Below are 26,834 nucleotides of genomic sequence, written 5' to 3' on the forward strand. Positions count from 1 at the left end.
TTTATTCTCCTAATGGATTATTTTGCACCATACTGTGCATAGTATTTGTCAATTGCTTCTTTTATTTCATCATCAATTACAACTTTTCCATTACATTCCTTATTGTAAAGATGCTCTACAACATCAGACATTGTAACAATTGCATTTGTTTCAAATCCATAAAGGTCTTCTACTTCGTCAAGAGCGCACTTCTCTCCGCCCTTACCAACTTCCATTCTGTCAAGAGAAACCATAAGACCAACAATTGTCACATCTGCTGCACCTTTTACCTTTGGAACTGTTTCTTCCATTGACTTACCTGAAGTTGTAACATCTTCAATCATTACTACTCTGTCACCATCTTTTAAATTGCTACCAAGGAAGTTTCCTTTGTCTGCACCATGGTCCTTTTCTTCTTTTCTGTCTGAACAATAACGGATTTCTTTTCCATATAATTCATTAAAAGCAATTGCTGTTACAACTGCAAGTGGAATTCCCTTGTATGCAGGTCCGAAAAGCACATCAAAGTCATCACCATATCTGTCATGAATTGCCTTTGCATAATACTGACCTAATCTGTGAAGCTGTGAACCTGTTACATAAGCTCCTGCATTCATGAAAAATGGAGACTTTCTACCACTCTTAAGTGTAAACTCTCCAAATTTTAAAACATCACTTTCTACCATAAATTCTATAAATTCCTTCTTATATGCTTCCATTATATTAATTTCTCCTTTATCTTTAGGCTCTTTGACCTTTTTATTTCAACTTATCTGATATCTTCTGCTAATTTTGATATAATTTTCTCAATTTAGCATTAGCCAATATATCCTTTTTATCTTACCACGAAAAGCTAAGTTTCACAATGCGTTAAAAATTGTATTTTTTCTAACAAACAAAAAAGAACCATAAAACTTATTTGTCTTACAGTTCTTTTTTTACTTTATTATATGTAATTATTTAATTTTCTTTATATCCTCTCCATTTGTTTCACCAATTATAAAATGTGGTCTTTTCTTAACTTCCATGTATGTTTTTGACAAATACTGTCCCATAATGCCCATACAGAAAAGTTGGATTCCACCGATAAAAGTAATTATGCAGGCAAGTGATGGCCAACCGTCTACGGGATCACCCCATATTGCTTTTCTAACTATAATTAAAACAATTGCAATAAAAGAAACAAATGTAAACAGTAATCCTATAACTGATGCAATTTGTAGTGGTGCATTGGAGAAGTTGAAAATTCCGTCAAGTGAATATTTAAATAATTTCCAAAAATTCCACTTTGTTTCTCCTGCTGCTCTCTCAACATTTTCAAATGGTAACCACTTTGTCTTAAAGCCAATCCAACCAAAAATTCCTTTTGAGAATCTGTTCTGTTCTCCCATTGCCACAATGGCATCCACCATTTCTCTTTTCATTAATCTAAAATCTCTTGCTCCGTCCACTACGTCAGCATCAGAAATTTTGTTGATTAATTTGTAAAATTTGCGGGCGAAAAAAGAACGGATTTTTGGTTCTCCCTGTCTTGTAACTCTTCTTGTTGCAACACTGTCATATTCACCGCTTTCAAGGTAAGTTACCATTTCAGGTAAAAGTGCCGGTGGGTCCTGCATGTCCGCATCCATAACCGCAACATAATCACCTGCTGCATTGCAAAAACCTGCATACATTGCAGCTTCTTTTCCAAAGTTTTTGGAAAATGATAAATACACAACTCTGTCATCTTCCTTAGCCATCATCTTTAATATTTCAAGAGTTTTGTCCTTTGAGCCATCATTTACAAACAAAAATTCAAAATTATATTGTGGCATTTTGCCCGTAACTTTTTTCAATTCTTCATGTAATATTCCAAGTACTTCTTCTTCGTTATAGCATGGAATTATTAAAGATATTATTTTCTTTTTAATTTCATTTTTCTTTTCGATTTTATTTTTTTCTTTTAGTTCTTCCATTTTAAGCCCTTCCATTTTCTTTTTGATTAATTGTATAATTTAATTCTTAATTTTTTCTTATTTTTTTATTATTTCTTTATTATTTTTCCTTATTATTTTCTTGTTTTTGTTTTCTTTTTTCTTTTGCAATTATTTTACTAAGCCAATAAGACTGTTAATGTCTTCAACATTATGGCGTTTCATGTAGTCTTCAATTCCCTCAATTACATCAATTGTTGTATGCGGATTATTAAAATTAGCTGTTCCAACAGATACTGCTGTAGCTCCTGCTAAAATAAATTCCATTGCGTCTTTTGCATTTGTAATTCCACCCATACCGATAATTGGAACCTTAACTGCATTTGCCACCTGATATACCATTCTTACGGCAACCGGCTTAATGGCCGGGCCTGATAAACCACCTGTCTTGTTAGCCAAAACAAATTTCTGTCTTTCAACATCGATTTGCATACCTGTTAATGTATTAATCAAAGATAGTGCATCTGCTCCACCGGCTTCTGCCGCTTTTGCCATTTCTGTAATATCAGTTACATTTGGGCTAAGTTTCATAATAACAGGCTGTTTAGCAACTTTCTTTACTTCCTTTGTAATAGCTTCAACAGCTTTTGGATCCTGGCCAAAAGCAATTCCACCATGTTTTACGTTTGGACAGGAAATGTTGATTTCTAACATATCCACCTCTTCATGACCAAGCTTTTCTACAACGTCTATATAATCTTCTGTTGTTCTTCCACATACATTTACGATAATGTTTGTGTCATATTTCTTTAAATAAGGAATATCTCTTTTTGCAAACAAATCATAGCCTGGATTCTGAAGTCCTACTGCATTAAGCATTCCACCATAAGTTTCTGCAATTCTAGGTGTTGGATTTCCTTCCCATGGCACATTTGCCACACCTTTTGTTACTACGGCACCAAGTCTGTTTAAGTCAACAAACTCGTCATATTCTGCACCTGAACCAAAAGTTCCTGAGGCAACCATAACAGGATTCTTAAATTCTACACCTGCAATATTTACTTTTGTATTCATTATAAGTCTACCTCCTCTGCTAAAAATACCGGCCCATCTTTACAAATACGTTTGTTATTAACATTTGTGTGATGGTCTTTGTTTGTTGATTTACAAACACATGCCAAACATGCACCTATACCACATGCCATTCTTTCTTCTAATGAAAGCTGACATTCGATTTTCTTTTCAAGAGCATACTCTTTAATTGCCTTTAACATAGGTGTTGGTCCACATGCGTAAATAACCGCCCCTTCAACGTTCTGTTCTTTTATTGCATCAATAACAGTTCCTTTTGTTCCTGTGCTTCCATCTTCTGTAGCTATAAAAAGTGTACCATTGCTTTCTAATTCTTCAGTTAAAAATAATTCATTTCTATAACCGGCAACTATTTGAACTTCAGCAATATCTTTTAATTCCTTTGCTAATTCAACCATTGGTGGAATTCCGATTCCACCACCTATTAAAATAGCTTTCTTACCTGCTCTTTTTACAAATCCATTTCCTAATGGTCCAATAATGTCTATCTTATCTCCTGCTGTATAAGTTGAGAACTCTTCTGTCCCACCACCTACAACACGATAAACCACACGAAGTGTACTCTCTTGCTTGTTTACCTCACATATACTAATTGGTCTTGGAAGTAATTTTGTCTTGTCGTTACAATACATGGAAATAAACTGTCCGGCTCTTGCCTCTTTTGCAGCTTTTGTTTTAATTACCATGCTATAAATATCTGTACCAATAGATTCCTGGCTTACTACACTTGCAGTTTCCTTTTCTCTCATTCCTATCTCCATTCTTTCCAATTCCCCATAACAAAAACAGTTTAGTTTAAGCTGTTAATTGTTATACGGTTATTTTTAATTTTTTATTGCATTAAAAAATTGAGTTAATGTCTTCAATCATGTCAATTACTGCCTGTCTTGATGCGTCTGCGTAATTTTCAGCGCCAAACTTAGCATACTTGTCCTGCTTATAAGCGCAGATGATTCCTCTTGATGAGTTTACAATTGCTCCTAAACCATCTTCGTTAAAATATGGCTTAAGACCTTCTGCAGTACCACCCTGTGCACCGTAACCAGGCACTAAGATGTAGCTCTTTGGCATAACCTTACGAAGAACCTTACCCATTTCAGGATATGTAGCTCCAACTACTGCTCCAATGTAGCTATAGTCGTTACCCATGTGGTCTTCACCCCATTTTGCAACCTGTTCACCAACCCATTCGTAAAGTGGTCTTCCGTCAATTAATCTGTCCTGGAATTCTCCACTTGAAGGATTTGATGTTTTTACTAAGATAAATAATCCCTTGTTTTCTTCTTTACATACATCAACGAAAGGCTTGATGCCGTCAGTTCCAAGATATGGATTAACTGTTGCAAAATCTTCATCAAATAATGAATACTTCTTGCTTCCCACCTGAACTTTTCCTAAATGTCCAACTGCATAAGCGGCTGAAGTTGAACCAATATCTCCACGCTTAACATCACCAATTACTACTAAATCTTTTTCCTTAGCATAATCAACTGTTTTCTTAAATGCCTGAAGTCCCGGCACACCAAACTGTTCATACATTGCAATCTGTGGTTTTACAGCTGGGATTAAATCATAAGTTGTATCGATAATTCCCTTGTTGTACTGCCAAATTGCTTCTGCTGCACCCTCTAATGTTTCACCAAATTCATCAAAAGCTTTCTTTTGAATGTGTTCAGGTACATAGCTTAACATTGGATCAAGTCCAACTACTACTGGTGCATTTGTTTTTTTGATTTTGTCAACTAACTTATTAATCATCTTATATCTCCTTTATGATGTATATAATTATTGTAAAATTTTATTTATTTTCGTAAACGATTTTTCCGCCAAGTATTGTAAATTCTACCTGACCGTTTACCTTGTAGCCGTTAAATGGTGTATTCTTTCCCTTTGAAGCAAATGTGTTTGCATCTATTTCGTATTCTGTGTCAGGATTAATTACTACTACATCTGCAACTGCATTTTCATTTAAAGTTCCCTTATTAGAGCCTAAAACTTTTGCAGGATTATAGCTCATCTTTGCAGCCATTTGTAATGGTGTAATATGTCCCTTTTTAACTAAGTTTGTAATTGTTAAGGCAACTGATGTTTCAAGTCCAACAATTCCAAAAGGTGCATGTTCTAAATCTTTTGCTTTTTCTTCCGCACTATGTGGAGCATGGTCTGTTGAGATTACATCCATTATGTCATCTGACAAACCTTTAATTAATGCTTCCATGTCTTCTCTTGCTCTAAGAGGTGGATTCATTTTAAAATTGCTGTCATTACCTGTAATATCATCTGAACACATTGAGAAATGATGTGGACAAACTTCTGCTGTAACCTTTATGCCTTCTTCTTTTGCTCTTCTTACCATCTCAACGCTGTCTTTTGTTGAGCAGTGGCATAAGTGAAGGGTTGCATTAGTTTCTTTTGCAAGCATAATGTCTCTCATCGCGATAACATCTTCTACTGCATTACTTATTCCCTTAACACCTAATTCCTGTGATTTGTCACCAAGATTAATAACTCCGCCTTCAACTAAATTAATATCTTCGCAGTGAGCCATAACCGGTATGTTAAGTCTTGCGGCTTCTTTCATTGCCTTTCTATAAACGCCTGAATTCATTACTGATTTTCCATCTTCACTAATTGCACAAATTCCGGCATCTTTTAACTTGCTAATGTTTGTAACTTCCACACCTGCCATATTCTTTGTGACAGCACCCACAGGAAGAACATTAGTAAGTCCTACCTTCTTACTTTTGTTAATTACATATTCAACAGTTTCCACGTTGTCAATTACAGGCTTTGTATTTGGCATACAGCATACTGTTGTAAAGCCACCTTTAGCAGCAGCCCTGCTTCCTGTTTCAATGTCTTCTTTGTATGTAAGTCCCGGGTCTCTAAAATGTACATGTAAATCGATTAATCCCGGCATCACGTAACATCCCTGTGCATCAATTTCTTTGTCTGCATCACACTGAATGTTTTCTGCTTTCTTCTTAATTAAACCATCTTCAATTAAAACATCCATTACTTTGTCCATGTTTTCTGAAGGATTTAAAACTCTTCCGTTTTTAATTAAAATTGTCAAGTATACACCTCTGCTTTCAAATAAAAATCATAACTTGTAAGTTACTTTATTTTTGCCTAGTTACACAAATTAAAGTATACCAAAAAAATAAGAATACGTGAAGTGCCTAGCGTACTTATTTCAAATCATTGTAAATCATTAGATTTTGATTCTAATTTTTAAAATAGTATTCGTATGCCCACTTCCACATATTCTTATCTTTGTATTCTTATTTTTCTATTCTTGTCTTTGCTTTTTTGTCTTTATATTTTTATATCCATCTATTATTGCTTTTTGTGATATACACTTATCAGGTTATCTTCATGATATATAAGTTCATATTTTCCTGTTGCCAGAACTTCGTCAAACTTTTCCTTTTCTTCCTGTCCTCTTTCGTCAACAACAAGATATTCCATTTCTTTAACTTCCTCTAAATGAGTCTGATCATACACATCAAGATTTCTTGATAAATGTGGCATAAAGAATCCTGAAACTGCAACAGATGCCGTTCTCGGAACCATCTCAATACCTTTATTAATTTTTTCTATTTTAGCTTTATCTGTACTATATTTTTCACCGTAATAATTAATCCTTGGATATGTTGTTCCAAAAAACATAATGCTTGTACAAATCACAGAAATGCCAGCTACAGTTCTTGCTTTTTTATAATCCATTTCGGAAATGTTCATAATTGCCAAATACATAAATAACGCAATCACACCAAAGTTATACTGAAAACCAACATCATGTAAATATAAATATGTTGTAAAAACATTAAACACCAAAAATGGTGCCATTAAAATATATCTTGAGTATTTCTTTCCTGTTGCAAACAACATTGTCGCCATCGGAACAATCATCAAAAGTAAATACTGTATTTTGTCCATACCTGTTGCGTCAGTATTTGAAATCATCTGGGCAATTACGTATGCCGGATTTGTAATTATTGTTTTGAAAACCTGTCCTAAGCCGCCATTTGGATCTGCATATAAATTTGCAAATCTGTCGTCTAGAACTCCTAGTCCATAACTGTTTACTACTGATAATGCTACCACAAAATAAATAGCTGACAAAATTATCATTATAATTCCACGTTTCTTATCCCTTCTTGAAAATAAGAAATATGCACCCACAATCATTATATATGCTGCTGCATCTTCTTTTACCAAAAATACTAATAGCATGCAGATAATTGCCGGTATGTCTTTCTTTTTCTCAACAAAATAAATTGTCAGCAATAAGAAAAATGTTAAAAAGCAATTTTCATGTATGTCGTAAAATGTTCCACCTGCCGTAGCCGGATACAAAGCATAAATTAATGTAACTGCAACCGTAATCCAATTAGACAACTTATAGTGTCTGCATAATAACACTATTGGAATAATCGGTAATGCCACCATAATCGCCTGTATAACCTGAACAGTTATTGCACTTGGAAAAATCATGTATATTGGTAGACCTATATAAAATATAGGTGAGAAATGTACTCCAAAATGTGACAATAATGTATTTCTTTCAACTGTTGTTGTCATTTTTCCTGTCTGCTTCATGTACTCATACATCTGAGCAAAAATCCCAAAATCATAAGTTGAATTACTATATGATTTATATCTTAAAATTGTAATCATCGATATAAATATAAATAAAGAAATTCCTATTATTGCAAATAATATGTTAGATATTTTTCTATTTAACTTCATATATCCAAACATCTGTATCACTTCATCTTTTATATATAAGAAAGCTAATACTGTAATAAAACATAACATGCACAAAAAGCACACATTACCGATTTCATTTTTATTTGCAGTCTCCCATGTTACCTTATAACCGGAAATTGCACACAATATTGCATATATGTAAACACTAAAAAACATTAATATTTTTGCAATAAATTTTTCTTTGTAATATACAATTCCTACAATAATTGTTAATAAGCCAATCACTACTATTAGCATTGGGAAATTTACTTTTGAAACTCCATCCAAACTACTTATGCTTCCATATGTTCCTCGAAATATAGATGTTAATCCCCATGCAGTCAAAATGCTAATAAAAAATCCTTCTATTATCTCTTTTTCATTTTTTAGTAAAGTTTTTAATTTATCCATATAAACCCCTCCGATTATTATTGCCTATAATTGTATCATAAAATCATTTATAAAAAAATAATGTAGCTAATTTTATTTTTTGCCATCTTTTCAATAAAATTTGTTAAATAACTGTTAAACTTTCTTTATTTGATTTAAATGTATTGAATTATCTTTTCTAAGTGGTATATTATATAGTATTGAATACTACATGAAGGAGTTATTGGAATCTATGTTTAAAATAGTTAGCGATAGTGCCTGTGATTTATCTCAGGCTTATATAAACGAAAACGATATTGATATTGTACCTTTGTCAGTTTCATTTGATGGAGAACAGTATTTTTTAGATGGAGTTGATATTACTCGAAATGAATGCTATCAAAAAATGGTAGACAACCCAAAGACTTATCCTAAGACATCTCTACCAAGCGTGGACCTTTATTACAAAACTTTTGAAAAATATGTAAAAGAAGATATTCCTATTGTATGCTTTACTATTTCTTTAATATTTAGTGGTTCATACAATTCTGCAAGAAATGCAAAAGAACTTATTCTCGAGGAATATCCAAATGCTGAAATTCATATTATTGACTCGAAGCAAAATACTGTTACTCAAGGCCTTATTGTTGATCAAATGGTAAAAATGAAAAAGAACAACTTGCCTTTGGAGACAGCATTAGAAAAAATTGAAAAAGTCATTGCATCTGCACGTATTTTCTTTACAGTCGGTTCACTTGATTATTTACAAATGGGCGGTCGAATCGGCAAAGTTGCAGCAGCAGCCAGCAAGATTGATGTGAAACCAGTTATAATTATGAAAGACGGGGATATTGGTCTTGGTGGCATAGGTCGTAACAGAAACAAATTAAAGAAAAAAGTATTGGAAGTTGCCGATAAATATTTAACAGAAAACGGAAAAGATAACTTTGTTATCTCAGTTGGATATGGCTATGATGCTTCTGAAGGTGTAAGTTTTATGAACCAGTTAGAAGAAACACTTAATGTAAAACTTCAAAGCGAAACTAACGTGGCAATCGGCATTGTTTCAGGTGTACATACAGGTCCTCACCCAATCGGTCTTGGAGTTGTAAAAAAATATGAGACAGTTTAAAAAATGTATTTTTATATCATCATCTTTTTTAACACTGTACATATTAATATAATATTAAATTTGATTTTTACAAAAAGGACAGAGTCTTATTTTAACGACTCTGTCCTTTTTCATTGTATGTCTTAATCTAATATTAATCGTATTCTATTGTACTATTTCATCATCGTCATCATTATCCTCTACAATTTCCTCCTCAACAATTTCATCGTCTACGATGTTTGCAATCTGGCTGATTGTCCATCTTTTAATTTTTCCTGAAACTGTTAAGGTTGTAATTAAATCAATCAATCCTGTTACTGCCAAAATGATTCCTGAAACCTGAATAAAGAAATCTCCCGCTGTTGTTGTGCCATTATCATTATGATCCATAGGCATCATCAAAACTGATATTCCTAAAATAATACATATTATTGCAAAAATCATCAACGGAATCCAATGGCATCTCATCCTTTTCAAGTCTAAAGAGTTCTCCACCTTCATTAATCCACTAATAATTATTATAATTGCGATAACATATGTGATAATTGATAAAATCCAATCCATACAACATAAAACCACTATTCCACCAATTATTAAAGCTATTGATGCAACAAGTTCATATTGATAATATTTTCTGATAGAGTTTGTTCTTTTGTATTCTATAAAATATCTTATACCCATAATAAACAAAATCACTGCAAGAATTATACATGCTGTTTTAACAATTTGTTTTGGATACAACCACATTAAAACTCCAAGAACAATACTAATTAGTGAAAATAAAATCATTTCCCATTTTAAATTTTTAAAATAATTCATAGCATTTCTCCTATTCTTTTCTGTTGTTATAACTATTTGTTTTATAACCATATTTTCTACGCTTTTATAAAACATATTCTAACATATATTTATATCTTATTAAAATGAAACTTCTGTGACATTTACCAGAAAGCAAGCTTTCGGCAAAGCCATGCAGCTCGATTTCACTTCGTTCCATCTCGCTGTCGGGCTGTGCCTTTTAGCTGCCCTTACAAATGCAAAGCCATGCAGCTCGATTTCACTTCGTTCCATCTCGCTGTCGGGCTGTGCCCTATATAAACAAACAACGGAACTCTCTTTCGAAAGCAAGCTTTCGACGAGCGTCCCGTTGTTTGTTTATACATGGCTTTGCTTACGCAAAGTAGTGTACGCCTGATTCAAAGACTTTGAGGTCTTGTTCTCCGTAGATGTTTGTTGCTACGGATGTTCCTTTACGTTCAATATGAGCCATCTTACCGAAGCATCTTCCGTCTGGGCTTGTGATACCTTCGATTGCCATATATGAACCGTTTACGTTCCATTCTTCGTCCATTGTTGGCTGTCCCTGCTGATTTACATATTGTGTTGCTACCTGACCATTTGCAAATAACTGTTCAATACATTCTTTTGGTGCTACGAAACGTCCTTCACCATGTGATGCTGGATTTACATATACACCACCGAGTTCAGCTTCCTGTAACCAAGGTGACTTGTTTGAAACAACCTTTGTGTATACCATCTTTGATACATGACGGTTAATTGTGTTGTATGTTAATGTTGGAGCATTAATATCCTGTCCTGTAATCTTTCCGTTTGGTACTAATCCTAACTTAATCAATGCCTGGAAACCATTACAAATACCAAGTGCTAAACCGTCTCTTTCATTTAATAATTTATGTACAGCTTCTTCAATCTTTGCATTTCTAAATGCTGTTGCAAAGAACTTAGCTGAGCCGTCAGGTTCATCACCTGCACTAAATCCACCTGGGAACATAATAATCTGTGCCTGATTAATTGAATCTTCAAATATTTTAACAGAATCTCTAATGTCTTCCGGTGTAAGGTTCTTGAATACCTTTGTAATAACATTTGCGCCAGCATTTTCAAATGCTTTTGCTGTATCATATTCACAGTTTGTTCCTGGGAATACAGGAATAAATACTGTTGGTTTTGCAACTCTGTTCTTGCATACATAGATACTTCCCTTATCGTAAATTGGTGTATCTAATACTGTCTTATCATTATGGCTTCTTGTTGGGAATACTTTTTCTAATGGTTTCTCCCAAACCTTAAGTGCTTCATCCATTAGAATTACTTCTTCGCCATACTTAAACTCAGCTTTATCTGTTGTTTCACCTAATAATACATAACTTGCTGTTACATCACCAATTTTATCTGCAGGTACTTCAGCAACAATATCACCGAATGCAGGTGCAAATAAATCTGCACCTGGAATATTTCCACTGATGCTTACACCAATTCCGTTACCAAATGCCATCTTACTTACAGCCGGAATTACACCCTTAGCGTCTAGGGCATAAGCTGAAACAATCACACCATTCTGAATCATCTCATGAATCTGGTCATACAACTTAATGATTTCTTCATATACAGGCTTGTCATACTGATCCTTGCTGATTTCAAATTTAACAATCTTATTTCCTGCCTTCTTAAATTCAGGAGTGATAATATCTTTTTCTTTAGCTACATCAACTGCAAATGAAACTAATGTTGGTGGTACATCTATATCATTAAATGTTCCTGACATACTATCTTTACCACCAATTGATGGAAGACCAAATCCCATCTGTGCATCAAATGAACCAAGAAGTGATGCAAATGGCTGACTCCAACGACGTGGATCTTCTGTCATTCTTCTAAAGTATTCCTGATATGTCATACGAATCTTCTTGTAGTCACCACCATTTGCAACAATCTTTGCAATTGAATCTACTACTGCATACATTGCTCCATGATATGGACTCCAACTTGATAAATATGGATCAAATCCATAACTCATCATTGTTACTGTATCGCATTTTCCTTTAAGCACTGGAAGTTTTGCAACCATTGCCTGTGTTTCTGTCTTCTGGTATTTTCCACCATGTGGCATAAATACTGAACCTGCACCGATTGAACCGTCGAATTTTTCAACTAATCCCTTCTGTGAACATTCATTTAAGTCAGCAAGTGTTTCTAACCATTTTTCTTTTACGTCTGCTACTTCAGGTTTCTTGAAGAAGTTTGCATCCTTTTCAGGCATATCTACTTCAACTGTTGTTTCCTGATGTGCACCGTTTGTATCTAAGAATGCACGTGAAAGATTTACAATTTCCTTTCCTCTCCATTCTAATACTAATCTAGGATCCTCTGTAACTTCTGCTACTACTGTAGCCTCTAAATTTTCTTCATTAGCATATTCTAAGAATTTTTCTACATCAGAAGGATCAACTACTACTGCCATTCTTTCCTGTGATTCAGAAATGGCAATTTCTGTTCCATCTAAACCTGCATATTTCTTTGGAACTTTATCTAAGTTAATATGAAGTCCGTCAGCCAACTCACCAATAGCTACTGAAACACCACCGGCACCGAAATCATTACACTTCTTGATAATGTGACTAACTTCTTCTCTTCTAAATAATCTCTGTAATTTACGTTCTGTAGGTGCGTTACCTTTCTGTACTTCAGCACCACATGTTTCAATAGATTCTTCTGTATGAATCTTTGAAGAACCTGTTGCTCCACCACATCCATCACGTCCTGTTCTACCACCTAAAAGTACGATAATATCTCCTGGATCTGATGTAAGTCTCTGTACTGCACGTCTAGGAGCTGCTCCCATAACTGCACCAATTTCCATTCTCTTTGCAACATAATCAGGATGATAAATTTCTTTTACTAAACCTGTTGCAAGACCAATCTGGTTACCATATGAACTATATCCATTTGCAGCTCCCTGAACAAGTTTCTTCTGTGGAAGCTTACCACTTAATGTTTCGCTCATTGGCTTAGTAGGATCTGCTGCACCTGTTACACGCATAGCCTGATATACATATGTACGTCCTGATAATGGATCTCTAATAGCACCACCTAAACATGTTGCAGCACCACCAAATGGTTCAATTTCTGTAGGATGGTTATGTGTTTCGTTTTTGAAGTTTACTAACCATTCTTCTGTATTTCCGTCAACTTCAACAGGAACTACAATACTACATGCATTGATTTCATCTGATTTTTCCTGATCATCTAACTTGCCTTCCTTCTTTAACTTTCTCATTGCAATAAGGGCTAAATCCATAAGGCATACAAATTTGTCTTTTCTTTCTCCAAAAACATCTTTTCTTGTTTCAAGATATTCTTCATATGTTTTGACAATTGGTTCATTATAAAAACCATCATCGAACTTAACATCTGTAAGTTCTGTATTAAAAGTAGTATGACGACAATGATCTGACCAGTAAGTATCTAATACTCTGATTTCTGTCATTGATGGATCTCTGTCTTCTTCAGATTTGAAATAATTCTGAATATGTTTGAAATCCTTAAATGTCATTGCTAATCCAAGTGAATCGTAAAGTTCTTTAAGTGGAGCATCATCCATGTCCTTGAAACCATCAAAAATAATAACATCTGCCGGTTCCTCAAATTCTGTTACCAAAGTTTCAGGTTTTTCTAATCCTGTTTCTCTTGAATCTACAGGGTTGATACAATATGACTTAATCTGTTCAAACTGTTCCTCTGTAATATCTCCAACTAAAACGTATGTTGTTGCAGTCTTTATTTCAGGATTCTCATCCTCGTTTAAAAACTTAACACACTGTACAGCAGAATCAGCTCTCTGATCAAACTGTCCCGGTAAAAATTCTACGCTGAAAATCTTTGATTCAGCTTCATCATAAGGAAATGTTTCTTCATAAACATCATCAACCGGTGGTTCTGAAAATACACATGTAAGAGCTTTCTTATAAGTATCTTCTGTAAGATTTTCTACATCATATCTTACTAATTCTCTTACTTCTTTTAATCCGTCAATCCCAAGATATCCCTTGATATCTTCTGTTAATTCCTTTGCTTTTACAGCATAAGGTTTCTTTTTTTCCACATAAACACGCTTAACTTTACTCATAGATTCCTCCTGATTAGTTCTATTCTGTTTTCCTTTTGTAATGTGTTAAACCACACCCGCTAGTATATCATTAATAAGAAAAAAAGTGAAGAGTGACGAATAAAGTAAAGATTTTGTGGTTATTCGGTATACTTTTGCTTATTTTTCCTTTACAAATTCGGTCATATTTTCTCTAAACCATATTGGAAGTTGTGTTCGCTGACATTTAGGATTCTTCCTTGCATCGATTCCAATAGTATCAAAAAATATCTTCCACAATTCTCTATACTCATCGTTATACTGTAAGTCTTTGGTCAATGCCTCCACATCCTGTCCTTCAACAATAATCGTATCTGTTTCATGCTTGTGTACTGCTGCTTTCTTTCTTTTTGAATCATATATTATCCAATCTTCTTCCGGAAATCTGTCCTGAAAATGATTAATTATTAACGGAACCACATCGCATTTTGGTTGTATTCTACTGTAAAGGACCCCACCCTTTAATTCATCAAACCTTACAAATCCCTTAAACAAATGTGCTTCATTAACTGCCTTTCTACTTAATTCAGTAACCCGTAACACATGAGGATTCGTTAGCATTTTCGTCACTCTGGCTCCGACTGCATATCCTAATTTTAAAAATCCAAATATTTCATTGCCCTTGTCATTATCAAAATGCATACAGGCTCTGTAAACCATCATGTATGCTTCAATGGAAATCTTTATTCTTATGGATTTTGCCACTCTAACAGACTTGTCTAAATCAGTATCAATTGTTATAAATTCTGAAAAAAAAGTTGCCGAATAATCCTTTCCCGGATGTATGTTAACTATGCAGCCTTTGTTCATTAATACCCAGCCGTCATAAATTGCCGTCATTATCCCATCAAAAGTATCATCGCATACCAATGTTACATTTTTATTCTTCATTAAGCTTTCGCCTCCAAATCCAACAACGTCATCTGCCTGTACGTTGTATCTTCTTCAATTGAAAATAATTGCTTTCTGTCATCTGCTGCTATAGACCTTGCAATAAAATCTTTATCCAGTCTCAGTGGAAACATTGTTTTACCATTGCATGTAATAAAATATGCAGCTCTTTTCAGTACAACTCCCATACGTTTCAAACTATCAAAATCAATAACACCATATCTTCTTGCTGACATAATGCGCCTTGCAGACTTCACTCCAAGTCCCGGTACTCTCAATAATGTATAATAATCTGCTCGCATTATTTCAACAGGAAACAACTCCAAATGATTAACTGCCCAATCACATTTCGGATCTAGTACCACATTAAAATTAGGATGATTTTCATTCAGTAATTCCTTCACATTAAATCCGTAGAATCTAAGCAGCCAGTCTGCCTGATATAATCTATGCTCCCTTAATAACGGATTAGGTCCAACCAGTGCCGGTGCATCAATATTGTGGTTCACATCTACAAAAGCTGAGTAAAAAACTCTCTTCATCTTAAACTGTTTATACATATATTCAGTTACTGACATTAACTGATAATCAGTTTCCGGTGTTGCCCCTATAATCATCTGCGTGCTTTGTCCTGCTGGGACGAACTTTGACTGCTTCTTTCTTCCTGTTTTTGTAATCAAACTATACCCATCACCTGAAGACGGTATAAGGTTTCCTGAGCCAATCTGTATCTGTTTCATAGACATAAGCATATTCTTATGACTCTTATTCGGTGCTAATTCCTTAAGACTCTCCTTTGTAGGCAACTCCAAATTAGTACTCATTCTATCTGCAAGAAATCCTATTTTCTCAATAATTTCAGGAGAGGCTCCCGGTATTGCCTTTACATGAATATATCCAAAGAAATGATGTTCGTTGCGTAATTTCCACAAAGTTTCATATACAAGCCCCATTGTAAAATCCGGGCTTTTCAAAATTCCTGAACTTAAAAATAATCCTTCAATATAATTGCGTCTATAAAATTCCATGGTAAGCTTACAAACTTCATTGGGTGTAAAACTGGCTCTTGGAACATCATTTGACTTTCTGTTAATACAATACTTGCAGTCATAAATACATTCATTTGTATAAAGTATCTTAAGTAGCGATACACAACGGCCATCTGACGCAAAAGTATGACATATTCCACACGCATGAGCATCTCCCATTCCTTTTCCCTTATTGGAACGGTCAACACCACTACTGGTACATGCAACATCATACTTGGCCCCATCTGTTAAAATCTTCAATTTTTCAGATAAATCCATATTCTGCTGTATATTAATGTTCCTCACCTCGTTTCAATCGTCTTAAAAATTAATAGTTGCGATCAGATAAAATTAACGTTTCCTATTATCTTAAAATTAGCAGTTGACTTTTTTTCGAACATTTGTTCTATCGTTATGATAACACTTTTAAAAATTAATTGCAACAGTCAAAATATGGTTATTCGAAATAATATTTAGTTATTTGTATTTTTACATTTCAAATGTGTTAAACTGTAGTTATAAATATTTTTACATAGGAGGTGTTCATTATGCCAGCACTTTACGCACATAACAAATTTGGCAAACTTGTTATTCCAAAGTTGCCTTCAACAATAAAAGAAACTGTGAGAAAGTATCCTAATGAATTTAGAATGGGATTACAGGGACCTGATTTTTTATTTTTCTATTTAACCAGAAAAGATATTACTAAGATTGGCGTTACAATGCATCACAGCGATGTGTATCCTTTTATGGAACATGCCGCAGAGATTATAAAAGAACTTGGAATTACCAGCCCTGAATATAGTTATATGTTAGGATTTATATGCCATTTTACTTTGGATAACGCCTGCCACCCATATATAAACAAGTTTATGAAGGAAACAGGTTGTGGACATGTGGAAATAGAAGGGGACTTGGAGCATTTGTTAATTACCAAAGATAGCTTCAATCCTGAAAGTTATCCTATTTACAAATTAGTCCCTGCAACGTATAAGGTAGCTATTGCCATGGATTCTTTATATCATTATGTTTCTCTTGAAGATATTTATCATAGTCTTCATATGATGAAAAAGGTCAAAAAAATATTTGTTGCTCCTAATTGTTTGAAAAGAAGCCTTTTGGACCTATCCATGCACGCAACTTTTCATTATAAGCAGTTAAAAGGACATGTGATTTTTCCTAACGTCAATATGCAATGCCGAAAAGAAAGTGAGATTTTGTGTAATATTCTATACAATTCAGTAGATGATGCTGTTAATTTAATTAACGACTTTACCATTTCCACTTTAAGTGGTAGTATTTTACCTACTGAGTTTCTCAGAGATTTTAATGGAAACCACTTTTCATTTTAGGAGGACACCAATGATTAAAGATTTACCGGAAAAGTTACGACTACTTAGATCAGAAAATAAATATACTCAAAAACAATTGGCTGAACTTTTAGATGTTTCGCCTTCAATTGTTTCTGGATATGAAACAGGAGAGCGAACTCCCAGTTTGGAGAATTTAATAGCCCTTGCACAACTATATGATTGTAGTACAGACTATCTTCTTGGATTACACCATGAAGAACCATCAATTACAATCGATGCACAAGGGCTTACCATACACCAGATTACAGTGTTGCAGGATTTAATTTCTGTTATGAAAGAGTAGATTTTCTTATCTACTCTTTCATTTACTGTTTTTTTATTTTATGTAGGCGCTTTTAACCTTGCACCATTTTTTTGAGTAAACTTTTTTAGTTCCATTAAGTTTATAGGCTCTGGCTCTAAAATAATATTTTTTCTTGGATTTTAAACTTTTTATTGTAGTTCTTGTCCATTTAATATATTTTGACTTTTTACCATGGAAGTTTTTCTTTGTTGAATATTGTATCTGATAACCTTTTGCCCCGGAAACCTTCTGGAGTTTTAATTTAGCTTTTTTCTTACCGGCAGTAACTGATACTATAGGCGCTTTAGCCGGTCTGGTTACCTTTGTAACTTTTATGACAGGTGCTGCATTTAATTTTACGTTTCTTGCATTGTAAGTTGTTGTTCTAACTTTATCAAACCAGAAATTCAAATCAACTTTTCCTCTTATACCACTTACAGTTCCTTTATCACTACACTGCCACATCTGATAAACACCTGTGTATGTTGTACCTATGTTGTTGTACTGTGCCACCCATTTAAACCAAGTTTGGTTGCTTGCTACAGATTTATCAATATAGTTAGTCCACCAGTTAAGATTAGCATAAATTCCAACCTCGTATCCCTGATTATGTATTTCCCTAACAAATGTATTAATAATATCAGTTAATTTACTTTTTGATAATTTTGCCTGGTCATCTTCTTCCACATCAAGATAAATAGGAAAATTCAGTTTATGATTTTCAACCAATCTAAGAACATGCTTTGCTTCACTTTTTGCCTGAGAAACACTTTGAGCATAAGAATAAATATATACACCATAAGGAATATTGTTATCTTCGCATCCTTTTACATTTGTTTCCCAATATTTGTCATCCTGACTTGTGTAGTTGTCTCCAAAACCACATCTGATAATTGCATAATCAACATCTGATGCAGCAACTTTTTTCCAATTAATATTTCCATTCCATTTGCTAACATCAATGCCCTTCATTGTGGCACCTTCCATTACTTTGCCGTTACCATCTACAAACTTACCGTCAGAGTTTTTGGACCATGCCTTCGTAGCAGCGCTAACATCATTAATTACAAACGTAAAAGTGGCCATAAAGCATGCCACTACAGTGAGTATTCTTACTAATCTTTTCATTGTAATCTCCTTTTGTATCTTATAATTCATATGGTACAACCTAACTATGATACAAGTATGTGAGTCCATAGTCTCATGCTTTACAGCCACCTGGCTTTATATTCTGTTATTTATTTCAGTTAAAATTTCGTTTGCCACCTGTTCTTTTGACATAATTGGCAACTGTCTGCTTTCATTCTCTGTTATTAAAGTAACAACATTTGTGTCTGTTCCAAATCCTGCCCCTTCAACTTTAAGATTGTTAGCACAAATCATATCAAGATTTTTCTTTTTAAGCTTGTTCTTAGAATTTTCAAGCATATGCTCTGTTTCCATTGAAAAACCACAAAGGAACTGGTTCTTCTTTCTCTTTGACATTGTTCCAAGAATGTCGTCGGTTCTCTCAAGTTCAATGGCCATTTCCCCATCATTTTTCTTAATTTTTTCATCAGCTACTGTCTTTGGTCTGTAATCAGCAACTGCTGCACTCATTATAACAATATCCTGACTGTCAAATTCTTTATCAACTGCATCAAACATTTCTTTTGCACTCTTTACATCAATAATTTTTACAAAGTCAGGCTTTTCAATATATGTTTTTCCAGTAACAAGTGTTACTTCAGCACCACGTTCCATCGCAATCTTTGCAAGGGCATAACCCATCTTACCTGTTGAGTGATTGCTGATAAATCTAACCGGATCAATGGCTTCCATTGTTGGTCCTGCAGTAATTAAAACTTTTTTTCCTGCCATATCTTTTTCCATGGCAATATTCTTCATTATATAACTTTCAAGAACTGTAGGTTCAGGCATTTTTCCTGCCCCTGTGTCTCCACAGGCTAAATATCCACTTGCCGGATCAATAACTTCGTAACCGTAATTTCTTAATTTTTCCAGATTATCCTGAACAATAGGATTTTCAAACATATTTGTATTCATTGCAGGTGAAATTACTTTGTGACACTTGCATGCCATAATTGTTGTTGTAAGCATATCATCTGCTATACCATTTGCAATCTTTCCAATAACATTGGCACTTGCAGGGGCTACCATAAATATGTCTGCCTGCTTAGCCAAAGATACATGTTCAACGCTAAATTCAAAATTTCTGTCAAATGTATCTACTAAACATTTATTTCCTGTTAATGTCTCAAATGTAATTGGATTAATAAAGTTTGTAGCATTTTTTGTCATTATAACATGTACATTAGCGCCTTTTTTCACAAGACTGCTTGCAAGGTTAGCAATTTTGTACGCCGCAATACTTCCTGTAACTCCTAATACAACTGTTTTGCTCTTTAAAATTTTTTCCATAATAAATTCACTTTCATAAAAGAAAAATTATTTTTCTAAGTCAAATAATTTTCCATGTTTTTCGTAATTTGTTACTCTTGTAATCTTATTGTCATCATCTACAAATACAACTTTTGGCTTGTTGTCTTTTATTTCTTCCGGTGTCATTTGAGCATAGCACATAATTATAATCTTGTCACCTAAGCTTACCATGTGCGCTGCTGCACCATTTAAACAAATCATGCCGGAACCTTTTTCACCTGCAATAACGTATGTTTCAAATCTGTTTCCATTGTCAACGTCTGCAATTTGAACTTTTTCATATTCATATATTCCTGCTGCTTCCATTAATTCTTCATCAACAGTGATACTTCCTACATAGTCAAGTTCTGATTGAACAACTGTAGCTCTGTGTATTTTACTTTTTAACATATTAACTTGCATTTTTTACCTCTTTACTTATTTATTTGTATATTTTAACTTTGTGCTCCTTAGCCACGCAGCTATAAGCCACGCCATCAGCTCGTAACACTTCGTGTTCCTTCGTGCGTGGCTTCCTTCGACATTTCCTTAGCCACGTAGCTATAAGCCACGCCATCAGCTCGTAACACTTCGTGTTCCTTCGTGCGTGGCTTCCTTCGACATTTCCTTAGCCACGTAGCTATAAGCCACGCCATCAGCTCGTAACACTTCGTGTTCCTTCGCTGAGGGGCTGCGCCCCATACCCCTAAAATAATTTTTTCATGTTTGCAAGGGAGCTTGCACATGTAAAATTATTTTAGGAGTGCGTGGCTTAATCCAAAATCATGTTGTCGATTAATCTTGTTTTTCCGATGTATACAGCCATTGCAATAAGCATTGGTGCTTTTATTTCTTTCTGCTGCTGCATTGTAAGTCCGTTTACGGCTTTTACGTAATCAATTTTTGCCATTGGTTCTGTTTCGATGTTTTCTTTCATTTTTGCAACTACAACATCAGCGTCTTTTTCTCCTGCATCAATTAATTCTTTTGCTAATTTTACTGTTTTGCTAAGAATTAAAGCTGCTTTTCTTTCTTCTGGTGAAAGATATGTGTTTCTTGAACTTTTTGCAAGGCCGTCTTCTTCACGAACAATTGGACAACCTACTACGTTAATGTCCATGTTTAAATCCTGAACCATGTGTTTAATAATTGCAAGCTGCTGTGCATCTTTCTGTCCAAAGTATGCGTTGTCTGGCTGAACAATGTTAAATAATTTTGTTACAACTGTACATACACCTCTAAAATGAACAGGACGGCTAAGACCACATAATTCTTCTGTTAAAACTGACATATCAACATATGAACTAAAGTCTTCATGATACATTTCTTCCGGTTCTGGATGGAATATTAAATCAGCTCCAAGGCTTTCGCAGAATTTACTGTCTTTTTCTAAATCTCTTGGATAGCTGTCTAAATCTTCTGTTGGTCCAAACTGCATTGGATTAACAAAAATACTTACTACTACTTTGTCATTGTTTTCTCTTGCCTTTGTAATAAGGCTTCCATGACCTTCATGTAAATATCCCATTGTAGGAACGAAACCTACTGTTTCTCCATTTTTCTTCCATTCTTTTACTAATTCTCTAACTTCTTTTATTGTACCAACAACCTTCATTTTATTAAACCTCTCTTTATATCTTCATTTACACTTTGTGTGTATTATTTTCAAACTAACCGTTTCTTAATATAATACTTTAAAAGTAATTAGTAAAGTAAGTTATGCATTACTTTTAAAATAATTTTTCTCCTTTGTGTAGGCATAGGTAAAATAGAACCTGTCTGCACTTAAATAATTAATTATTTGTTATCCTATACTTAATTTTCTATAGTAAATTAGTATAATTTATTAATTATTTCATCATCAATTTTGTATGTGTTCTCTTCGGCAGGGAAGCTCTTATCTTTTACAGCCTTGATATAATCGCTGAATGCACCTTTCATTACTTCACCTACATTTGCAAACTGACGTACAAATTTTGGAACATAATCAGTAAACATTCCAAGCATATCCTGGTAAACTAAAACCTGTCCGTCACAGCCTGCTCCTGCCCCAATTCCAATAGTTGGTATGTCAAGAATTTCTGTAACTTTTGCTGCAAGTTTTGCAGGTACTGCTTCTAAAACAACCATTGATGCACCTGCTGCCTGAACTGCTTTTGCATCTTCAATTAACTTCTTTGCTGCTGCTTCAGTTTTTCCCTGAACCTTGAAACCACCAAATGCATTAATTGACTGTGGTGTAAGACCGATATGTGCACAAACTGGAATTGATGCTTTTACAATTGCTTCGATTTGTGGTGCAACTTCCACGCCACCTTCAAGTTTTACCATATTAGCGTGACCTTCCTTCATAAGTCTGCCTGCGTTTACAACTGCATCGTAAACTGATGTCTGATATGACATAAATGGCATATCGCAAACTAAAAGAATATCTTTGATTCCTCTTGAAACTGCTGCGCAATGGTGAATCATGTCTTCCATTGTTACCTGAATTGTATCTTCATATCCAAGCATTGTATTTCCAAGTGAGTCACCAACTAAAATTGTGTTTACACCAACTTCTTCCATTAACTTTGCTGTTGAGTAATCATAGCAAGTCAACATTGTAATTTTATCTCCGTCCTGTTTCTGTTTTAATAATGTATTTACTGTATTCTTCATTTTAGAATATCCTCCATTTCACTGTAATCTCTATCTTTATTTTTATTTTTAGCAACGTCTAAAACCTGTCTTGACACTGCTTTATAAATTTCTTTGCTGTTTCCACTTAATGTTTTCAAATGTTTCAAAACTGTTGTTGTGTCATTTCGCTCAATTGGACCGGTTAATGCAGCACTGCAACCATCATTCAAACAATGTTCAACATTTCCTCTAATAATCGGGGCTAATGCAGTATCGGCTGAATCTTTGTCAAAGCCACATTCAAGTAACAACTGCTCACTTAAACTAATAAGCCCAACAACAAGATTACTTGCAATTGCCGCTGACGCATGATATTTAACTTTGTTTTCCTTGGAAATAACACAAACATTGTTTCCAAAACTTTCAAGCCATTGTTTTACAAAGTTAATTTTTTCTTCTGATCCTTCTACTGTGAAATAACTTTTTGACAACTCTTTGTAAGAACTATATTTGTCGCTCACTGCAAAGAGTGGGTGAATAGAAACTCCAAAACCACCACGTTTTGAAATATCCGAAAAGACTTCTGATGATAATGCGCCACTTGTGTGACAAATAATTTTTCCACTTAGACTAAAATGTTTTATACTACTCCAAACCTTTCCAATTACACCGTCCGGGACCGTAATAAAAACAATCTCACTATCCTTTACTAACAATTCAACATCCGTATAACATGCCGAATTAGTAAACTTCGATGCTTCTTTTGCATCTTCTGTAAATTCACTGTAATAACCAATAACTTTCTGATTATTATCTGCTAAATATTTTCCCAGAGAAAATCCAACTTTCCCTGCTCCTATAAATCCAACTTTCATGGGCATCCCTCCTTTTAATATTTTTTGACTTATGTCAACTAAATATTATAGTTTTGGGACAATGAGTCTCATTCCTTCAAGATATAAGCTACGCTCCAATCTTTATAGTGAAAAATATTTTATTCATCAGTATAGTTTCATTTCGAATACCATCCGCGAAATAATTTAACACAATTAGGAAATTAATGCAAATCTTTTTGGCTATTATCTAATCACATTTTTTCATTATAACAAATACACTGTTATATATAATGTAATAAAAATTCCATTAAACTTTCCTATAACGTACTAAAGATTATCGTTTGCAACATTTCACGTAACCAGTGCGTATTGTTTCAACAACTTTTTTTGCATCAAGATATATCCACAGCCGAAGGTTTTTTATCAAATAATAATTTCGATTCTTTTTAATAACTAAAAAGACATCTGTAACAATATCTTTATACTGCTACAAATGTCTTTCTATTTTTAACAATTTAATTTTCTTTGTGTTTGTACTATTTCAAAACTTTAACTTTGATTTTAATTTACTATTGCATACAAAAAGAGCCATTGAAAAACTTCAATGACTCTTTCATATATTTACTTCTTGTTTATTTTTTTGTTGTTTCAGCTGCCTTTGTTGTTTCTGTTGAAGCTGCTGTTGTAGAAGCTGCTGTTGTTGTTTCAACTGTTGTAGTTGGAGCTGAGCCCTTCTTTGTCTTAACATTTTCACAGATGATATCTCTAACCTTCATTAATAAAATATTAAGTTTAAGAGTATCTTTTACTGTTGATTCTCCGTAGTTCTTTGCTAATGTCTTAACATCTGCTCCGTAGTATTTCTTAGCATATGCATCGCCTTCGCTCTTGTAAATCTTGTCTCCATCAAGACCTTCTTCCTTAGCAATAGCGTAAATTACCATTCTACTCTTGATAGCTTCTTTTGACTGCTTATGCCAATCACTTTCTGACATGCTGCATGCTTCTAAGTATGTCTTAATGTCTTTAATACCGTATGATGAATACTGAGCTACAATCTGTGATTCAGCCTGTGATTCGTACTGTGTTAACTGTTCCTTATTGTATTCTGAAACCTTACAGTCAGCAACATAATCCTGCCATAAGCCGTTCATAATCTTGTTGTACTTTAATTCTTTTTTCTGATATTCTTTGTAAGCCTTAACTGTTGTCAACTTGTCTGATGAATAGTTTTTCTTAACAAATTCGTCATTTAATTCAGGTGTGTTTGTTTTCTGTAAAGCTGTAATCTTGTATGTAAACCATACTGACTTACCAGCTAACTTAACTTTCTTACTATTAACTGTTGTTGTTCCTGTGTAGTTTGAAGGGAAATTTAACTTCTTAGTAAATGTATCTCCAACCTTGTGTCCTTTAAGTGCATCAACAAAACCATCAATCATCTTGCTTCCACCAACTGTCTTAGCTGACATATCTGCTACCTGATCTGTTGCTGAGCCACCGTCAAATGCTACCTTCTTACCTTTTGATTCAATCTTTCCTGTATAATTAAATACTACAGATGAATCCTTCTTAACAGAACCTTTTTTAATCTTTTCTGTTGTCTTATGTGATGATAAATCCTGATCAATTGTCTGCTGTAATTCACTGTCTGTAACCTTAATATCATCTTCGTAAGCTGTTAATCCTTTGTATTCAGCTAACTTAATTGAGCCTAAATCTGTCTTTACTGTTCCTGATGTTGTGCTACCACAACCTACAAGACCTAATGCCATAGTTGCTGATAATGCAACTGCTAAAATCTTCTTATACATCTTATATTTTTTCTCCTCTTCTATTTTTTGTGTTAAAAGCAAAATCAGTCGTACGCCCTAACACGCATACAACTGATTCTATCACAATAACCTTATTATTTAAAGTCTATTTTCAAAAAACGTTTTAATTCACAAAATTATCACACTTTTTTACTTTTGAAATTAGGAAGTTCTATTTAACTTATATCCCCATTTACCTGATAATCTGCATAAAACTATTTTCAAAATAATTTCCAAACAAAATTTTAAACTAATTTCTTGCCTGTAATCTTTTCATAACCTTCTAAATAAATAGCAATTGTTTTATCTTCTACTTCTTTTGGAAGTGTCCAGTTATGATTGTCGTTTGCTTTTAACCAGTCACGTGCAAACTGTTTGTCAAATGATGGCTGACCATGTCCAGGTTCATAAACATCTGCAGGCCAGAATCTTGAGCTGTCAGGTGTAAGCATTTCATCACCGATTACGATGTTTCCATTTTCATCAAGACCAAATTCAAACTTTGTATCTGCAATAATAATTCCACGTTCTAATGCATAGTCTGCACACTTCTTATAAAGAGCAATTGTGTATTCTTTTAATTTTGCAGCATATTCTTCACCCTTACCTGGGAACTGTTTTTCTAAAACTTTAATGCTTTCTTCATAAGAAATATTTTCGTCATGATCACCAATTTCTGCCTTTGTTGAAGGTGTGTAAATTGGTTCAGGAAGCTTATCTGATTCTTTTAAGCCCTCAGGAAGTTTTATTCCGCAAACTGTTCCATTTTCCTGATAGCTTGCCCAACCGCTACCTGTAATATATCCACGAACGATACATTCGATTGGAAGCATTTCAAGTTTCTTACACATCATGCTGTTTCCATCAAATTTTGGCTGTCTGAAAAATTCAGGCATATCGTTTACGTCTACTGAAATCATGTGATTAGGAACGATATCTTCTGTCATGTCAAACCAGAACTTTGACATCTGTGTAAGAACTGTACCCTTCTTTTCAATTACATTTTTTAAAATTACATCAAAGCAACTAATTCTGTCAGTTGCTACCATAATTAAGCTGTCTCCGTTGTCATAGATTTCTCTTACTTTTCCTTCTTTAATTGGCTTCATCTTTTTCCTCTCCTTTACACTCTCATTCACCGAAGGTAACTATTGTCGAAAGCACGCTCCCGATGCCAAACGCTGGTAGCAGTTCTATCAAGCCAGCTACGCTGCCTTAATGAACCGACCGCGTTAGAGCACTTTCTCCAATAGCTTACCTTCGGCGAATGTTTTTATAAATCAATAGTCTTTTTGTAAATCCACGAAGTGCTCCGTTACTTGGTAACTTTCGCCCTTCTGCACACATGCGGATTCTCGAAATTTTCTTTCGAAAATTTCTCCATCCTTATGTGTTTTCA

Annotated in this window: 22 protein-coding genes; 3 read left to right on the top strand and 19 right to left on the bottom strand. The window is 34.2% G+C overall.

Translation table 11 applies throughout. From position 1 onward, the window contains the following. Positions 1 to 17: 17 nt before the first annotated feature. From pyrE to DWZ69_RS03045, 7 genes are all read right to left on the bottom strand, one after another. Positions 18 to 698 carry an orotate phosphoribosyltransferase gene (gene pyrE / locus DWZ69_RS03015; protein ID WP_118436097.1) on the bottom strand — a complete coding sequence of 227 codons (681 nt, stop codon included), beginning with the start codon at positions 696 to 698 and terminating at the stop codon, positions 18 to 20. A 237-nt stretch (positions 699 to 935) separates the two neighbouring features. After that, positions 936 to 1,937, bottom strand: a complete 1,002-nt coding sequence (locus DWZ69_RS03020; RefSeq protein WP_118436099.1) for a glycosyltransferase family 2 protein — start codon at positions 1,935 to 1,937, stop codon at positions 936 to 938. 129 nt (positions 1,938 to 2,066) lie between these two features. Further along, positions 2,067 to 2,969, bottom strand: coding sequence for a dihydroorotate dehydrogenase (locus tag DWZ69_RS03025; RefSeq protein WP_117998608.1), 903 nt, complete (start codon positions 2,967 to 2,969; stop codon positions 2,067 to 2,069). Beyond that, on the bottom strand, positions 2,969 to 3,736 hold the full coding sequence (locus tag DWZ69_RS03030; RefSeq protein WP_117998609.1) for a dihydroorotate dehydrogenase electron transfer subunit: 768 nt from the start codon (positions 3,734 to 3,736) through the stop codon (positions 2,969 to 2,971). The genes DWZ69_RS03025 and DWZ69_RS03030 overlap by 1 nt, the downstream gene beginning before the upstream one ends. A 91-nt stretch (positions 3,737 to 3,827) precedes the next feature. After that, positions 3,828 to 4,745, bottom strand: coding sequence for an orotidine-5'-phosphate decarboxylase (gene pyrF / locus DWZ69_RS03035; protein WP_117998610.1), 918 nt, complete (start codon positions 4,743 to 4,745; stop codon positions 3,828 to 3,830). 40 nt (positions 4,746 to 4,785) lie between these two features. Further along, positions 4,786 to 6,063 (bottom strand): dihydroorotase, encoded by a 1,278-nt coding sequence (locus DWZ69_RS03040; RefSeq protein ID WP_118436100.1) that lies wholly within the window; start codon positions 6,061 to 6,063, stop codon positions 4,786 to 4,788. Positions 6,064 to 6,326: 263 nt separating this feature from the next. Further along, the gene (locus tag DWZ69_RS03045) at positions 6,327 to 8,153 is read right to left on the bottom strand and encodes a DUF2079 domain-containing protein (protein ID WP_118436102.1); all 1,827 of its coding nucleotides are present in this window, start codon (positions 8,151 to 8,153) and stop codon (positions 6,327 to 6,329) included. Positions 8,154 to 8,364: 211 nt separating this feature from the next. On the opposite strand from DWZ69_RS03045, the gene DWZ69_RS03050 reads away from it, so the two are divergent. Next, on the top strand, positions 8,365 to 9,243 hold the full coding sequence (locus DWZ69_RS03050) for a DegV family protein (protein ID WP_118436104.1): 879 nt from the start codon (positions 8,365 to 8,367) through the stop codon (positions 9,241 to 9,243). Positions 9,244 to 9,387: 144 nt separating this feature from the next. Here the strand turns inward: DWZ69_RS03050 and DWZ69_RS03055 are convergent, their stop codons facing one another. From DWZ69_RS03055 to DWZ69_RS03070, 4 genes are all read right to left on the bottom strand, one after another. After that, positions 9,388 to 10,041: a DUF308 domain-containing protein gene (locus tag DWZ69_RS03055; protein WP_158561029.1), complete on the bottom strand. Its 654-nt coding sequence runs from the start codon at positions 10,039 to 10,041 to the stop codon at positions 9,388 to 9,390. Between the two features lie 352 nt (positions 10,042 to 10,393). Further along, the gene (locus DWZ69_RS03060) at positions 10,394 to 14,149 is read right to left on the bottom strand and encodes a phosphoribosylformylglycinamidine synthase (RefSeq protein ID WP_118436106.1); all 3,756 of its coding nucleotides are present in this window, start codon (positions 14,147 to 14,149) and stop codon (positions 10,394 to 10,396) included. A gap of 138 nt (positions 14,150 to 14,287) precedes the next feature. Further along, positions 14,288 to 15,058 (bottom strand): TIGR03915 family putative DNA repair protein, encoded by a 771-nt coding sequence (locus tag DWZ69_RS03065; RefSeq protein WP_118436107.1) that lies wholly within the window; start codon positions 15,056 to 15,058, stop codon positions 14,288 to 14,290. Next, a complete protein-coding gene (locus tag DWZ69_RS03070; RefSeq protein ID WP_347497449.1) occupies positions 15,058 to 16,365 on the bottom strand; it encodes a putative DNA modification/repair radical SAM protein in 1,308 nt (435 codons plus the stop codon). The genes DWZ69_RS03065 and DWZ69_RS03070 overlap by 1 nt, the downstream gene beginning before the upstream one ends. Positions 16,366 to 16,634: 269 nt before the next feature. On the opposite strand from DWZ69_RS03070, the gene DWZ69_RS03075 reads away from it, so the two are divergent. After that, a complete protein-coding gene (locus tag DWZ69_RS03075; protein ID WP_117998617.1) occupies positions 16,635 to 17,438 on the top strand; it encodes a zinc dependent phospholipase C family protein in 804 nt (267 codons plus the stop codon). A 10-nt stretch (positions 17,439 to 17,448) separates the two neighbouring features. Beyond that, positions 17,449 to 17,742 carry a helix-turn-helix transcriptional regulator gene (locus DWZ69_RS03080; RefSeq protein ID WP_022165774.1) on the top strand — a complete coding sequence of 98 codons (294 nt, stop codon included), beginning with the start codon at positions 17,449 to 17,451 and terminating at the stop codon, positions 17,740 to 17,742. 33 nt (positions 17,743 to 17,775) lie between these two features. Here the strand turns inward: DWZ69_RS03080 and DWZ69_RS03085 are convergent, their stop codons facing one another. The 8 genes from DWZ69_RS03085 to DWZ69_RS03120 form a co-directional block, all read right to left on the bottom strand. Beyond that, positions 17,776 to 18,870, bottom strand: a complete 1,095-nt coding sequence (locus DWZ69_RS03085) for a glycoside hydrolase family 25 protein (protein WP_158573353.1) — start codon at positions 18,868 to 18,870, stop codon at positions 17,776 to 17,778. Between the two features lie 96 nt (positions 18,871 to 18,966). Beyond that, positions 18,967 to 20,154, bottom strand: coding sequence for a bifunctional phosphopantothenoylcysteine decarboxylase/phosphopantothenate--cysteine ligase CoaBC (coaBC, locus tag DWZ69_RS03090; protein WP_118436193.1), 1,188 nt, complete (start codon positions 20,152 to 20,154; stop codon positions 18,967 to 18,969). Positions 20,155 to 20,190: 36 nt separating this feature from the next. Then, positions 20,191 to 20,586, bottom strand: coding sequence for an aspartate 1-decarboxylase (gene panD, locus DWZ69_RS03095; RefSeq protein WP_118436111.1), 396 nt, complete (start codon positions 20,584 to 20,586; stop codon positions 20,191 to 20,193). 349 nt (positions 20,587 to 20,935) lie between these two features. Further along, positions 20,936 to 21,778 (bottom strand): pantoate--beta-alanine ligase, encoded by an 843-nt coding sequence (gene panC, locus DWZ69_RS03100; RefSeq protein WP_117998621.1) that lies wholly within the window; start codon positions 21,776 to 21,778, stop codon positions 20,936 to 20,938. A gap of 218 nt (positions 21,779 to 21,996) precedes the next feature. Then, positions 21,997 to 22,824 carry a 3-methyl-2-oxobutanoate hydroxymethyltransferase gene (panB, locus tag DWZ69_RS03105; RefSeq protein ID WP_118436113.1) on the bottom strand — a complete coding sequence of 276 codons (828 nt, stop codon included), beginning with the start codon at positions 22,822 to 22,824 and terminating at the stop codon, positions 21,997 to 21,999. Continuing rightward, entirely contained in the window at positions 22,821 to 23,660 is an 840-nt protein-coding gene (locus tag DWZ69_RS03110) for a Rossmann-like and DUF2520 domain-containing protein (protein WP_118436115.1), read from the bottom strand. Before DWZ69_RS03110 ends, panB begins: the two co-directional genes overlap by 4 nt. Before the next feature lie 593 nt (positions 23,661 to 24,253). Beyond that, a complete protein-coding gene (locus DWZ69_RS03115; RefSeq protein ID WP_118436117.1) occupies positions 24,254 to 25,435 on the bottom strand; it encodes an FKBP-type peptidyl-prolyl cis-trans isomerase in 1,182 nt (393 codons plus the stop codon). Between the two features lie 245 nt (positions 25,436 to 25,680). Then, positions 25,681 to 26,544 (bottom strand): phosphoribosylaminoimidazolesuccinocarboxamide synthase, encoded by an 864-nt coding sequence (locus DWZ69_RS03120; protein WP_117998628.1) that lies wholly within the window; start codon positions 26,542 to 26,544, stop codon positions 25,681 to 25,683. Positions 26,545 to 26,834 lie beyond the last annotated feature (290 nt).

Origin of the sequence: Eubacterium sp. AF34-35BH, assembly GCF_003477765.1 — a bacterium.
Classification (GTDB): Bacteria; Bacillota; Clostridia; order Lachnospirales; family Lachnospiraceae; genus Eubacterium_G.

Bases quoted from the DNA above. Each gene is read 5' to 3' on its own strand.
- pyrE (WP_118436097.1), bottom strand. From the start codon at position 698: ATGGAAGCATATAAGAAGGAATTTATAGAATTTATGGTAGAAAGTGAT.
- DWZ69_RS03020 (WP_118436099.1), bottom strand. From the start codon at position 1,937: ATGGAAGAACTAAAAGAAAAAAATAAAATCGAAAAGAAAAATGAAATT.
- DWZ69_RS03025 (WP_117998608.1), bottom strand. From the start codon at position 2,969: ATGAATACAAAAGTAAATATTGCAGGTGTAGAATTTAAGAATCCTGTT.
- DWZ69_RS03030 (WP_117998609.1), bottom strand. From the start codon at position 3,736: ATGAGAGAAAAGGAAACTGCAAGTGTAGTAAGCCAGGAATCTATTGGT.
- pyrF (WP_117998610.1), bottom strand. From the start codon at position 4,745: ATGATTAATAAGTTAGTTGACAAAATCAAAAAAACAAATGCACCAGTA.
- DWZ69_RS03045 (WP_118436102.1), bottom strand. From the start codon at position 8,153: ATGGATAAATTAAAAACTTTACTAAAAAATGAAAAAGAGATAATAGAA.
- DWZ69_RS03050 (WP_118436104.1), top strand. From the start codon at position 8,365: ATGTTTAAAATAGTTAGCGATAGTGCCTGTGATTTATCTCAGGCTTAT.
- DWZ69_RS03055 (WP_158561029.1), bottom strand. From the start codon at position 10,041: ATGAATTATTTTAAAAATTTAAAATGGGAAATGATTTTATTTTCACTA.
- DWZ69_RS03060 (WP_118436106.1), bottom strand. From the start codon at position 14,149: ATGAGTAAAGTTAAGCGTGTTTATGTGGAAAAAAAGAAACCTTATGCT.
- DWZ69_RS03065 (WP_118436107.1), bottom strand. From the start codon at position 15,058: ATGAAGAATAAAAATGTAACATTGGTATGCGATGATACTTTTGATGGG.
- DWZ69_RS03070 (WP_347497449.1), bottom strand. From the start codon at position 16,365: ATGGATTTATCTGAAAAATTGAAGATTTTAACAGATGGGGCCAAGTAT.
- DWZ69_RS03075 (WP_117998617.1), top strand. From the start codon at position 16,635: ATGCCAGCACTTTACGCACATAACAAATTTGGCAAACTTGTTATTCCA.
- DWZ69_RS03080 (WP_022165774.1), top strand. From the start codon at position 17,449: ATGATTAAAGATTTACCGGAAAAGTTACGACTACTTAGATCAGAAAAT.
- DWZ69_RS03085 (WP_158573353.1), bottom strand. From the start codon at position 18,870: ATGAAAAGATTAGTAAGAATACTCACTGTAGTGGCATGCTTTATGGCC.
- panD (WP_118436111.1), bottom strand. From the start codon at position 20,586: ATGCAAGTTAATATGTTAAAAAGTAAAATACACAGAGCTACAGTTGTT.
- panC (WP_117998621.1), bottom strand. From the start codon at position 21,778: ATGAAGGTTGTTGGTACAATAAAAGAAGTTAGAGAATTAGTAAAAGAA.
- panB (WP_118436113.1), bottom strand. From the start codon at position 22,824: ATGAAGAATACAGTAAATACATTATTAAAACAGAAACAGGACGGAGAT.
- DWZ69_RS03110 (WP_118436115.1), bottom strand. From the start codon at position 23,660: ATGAAAGTTGGATTTATAGGAGCAGGGAAAGTTGGATTTTCTCTGGGA.
- DWZ69_RS03115 (WP_118436117.1), bottom strand. From the start codon at position 25,435: ATGTATAAGAAGATTTTAGCAGTTGCATTATCAGCAACTATGGCATTA.
- DWZ69_RS03120 (WP_117998628.1), bottom strand. From the start codon at position 26,544: ATGAAGCCAATTAAAGAAGGAAAAGTAAGAGAAATCTATGACAACGGA.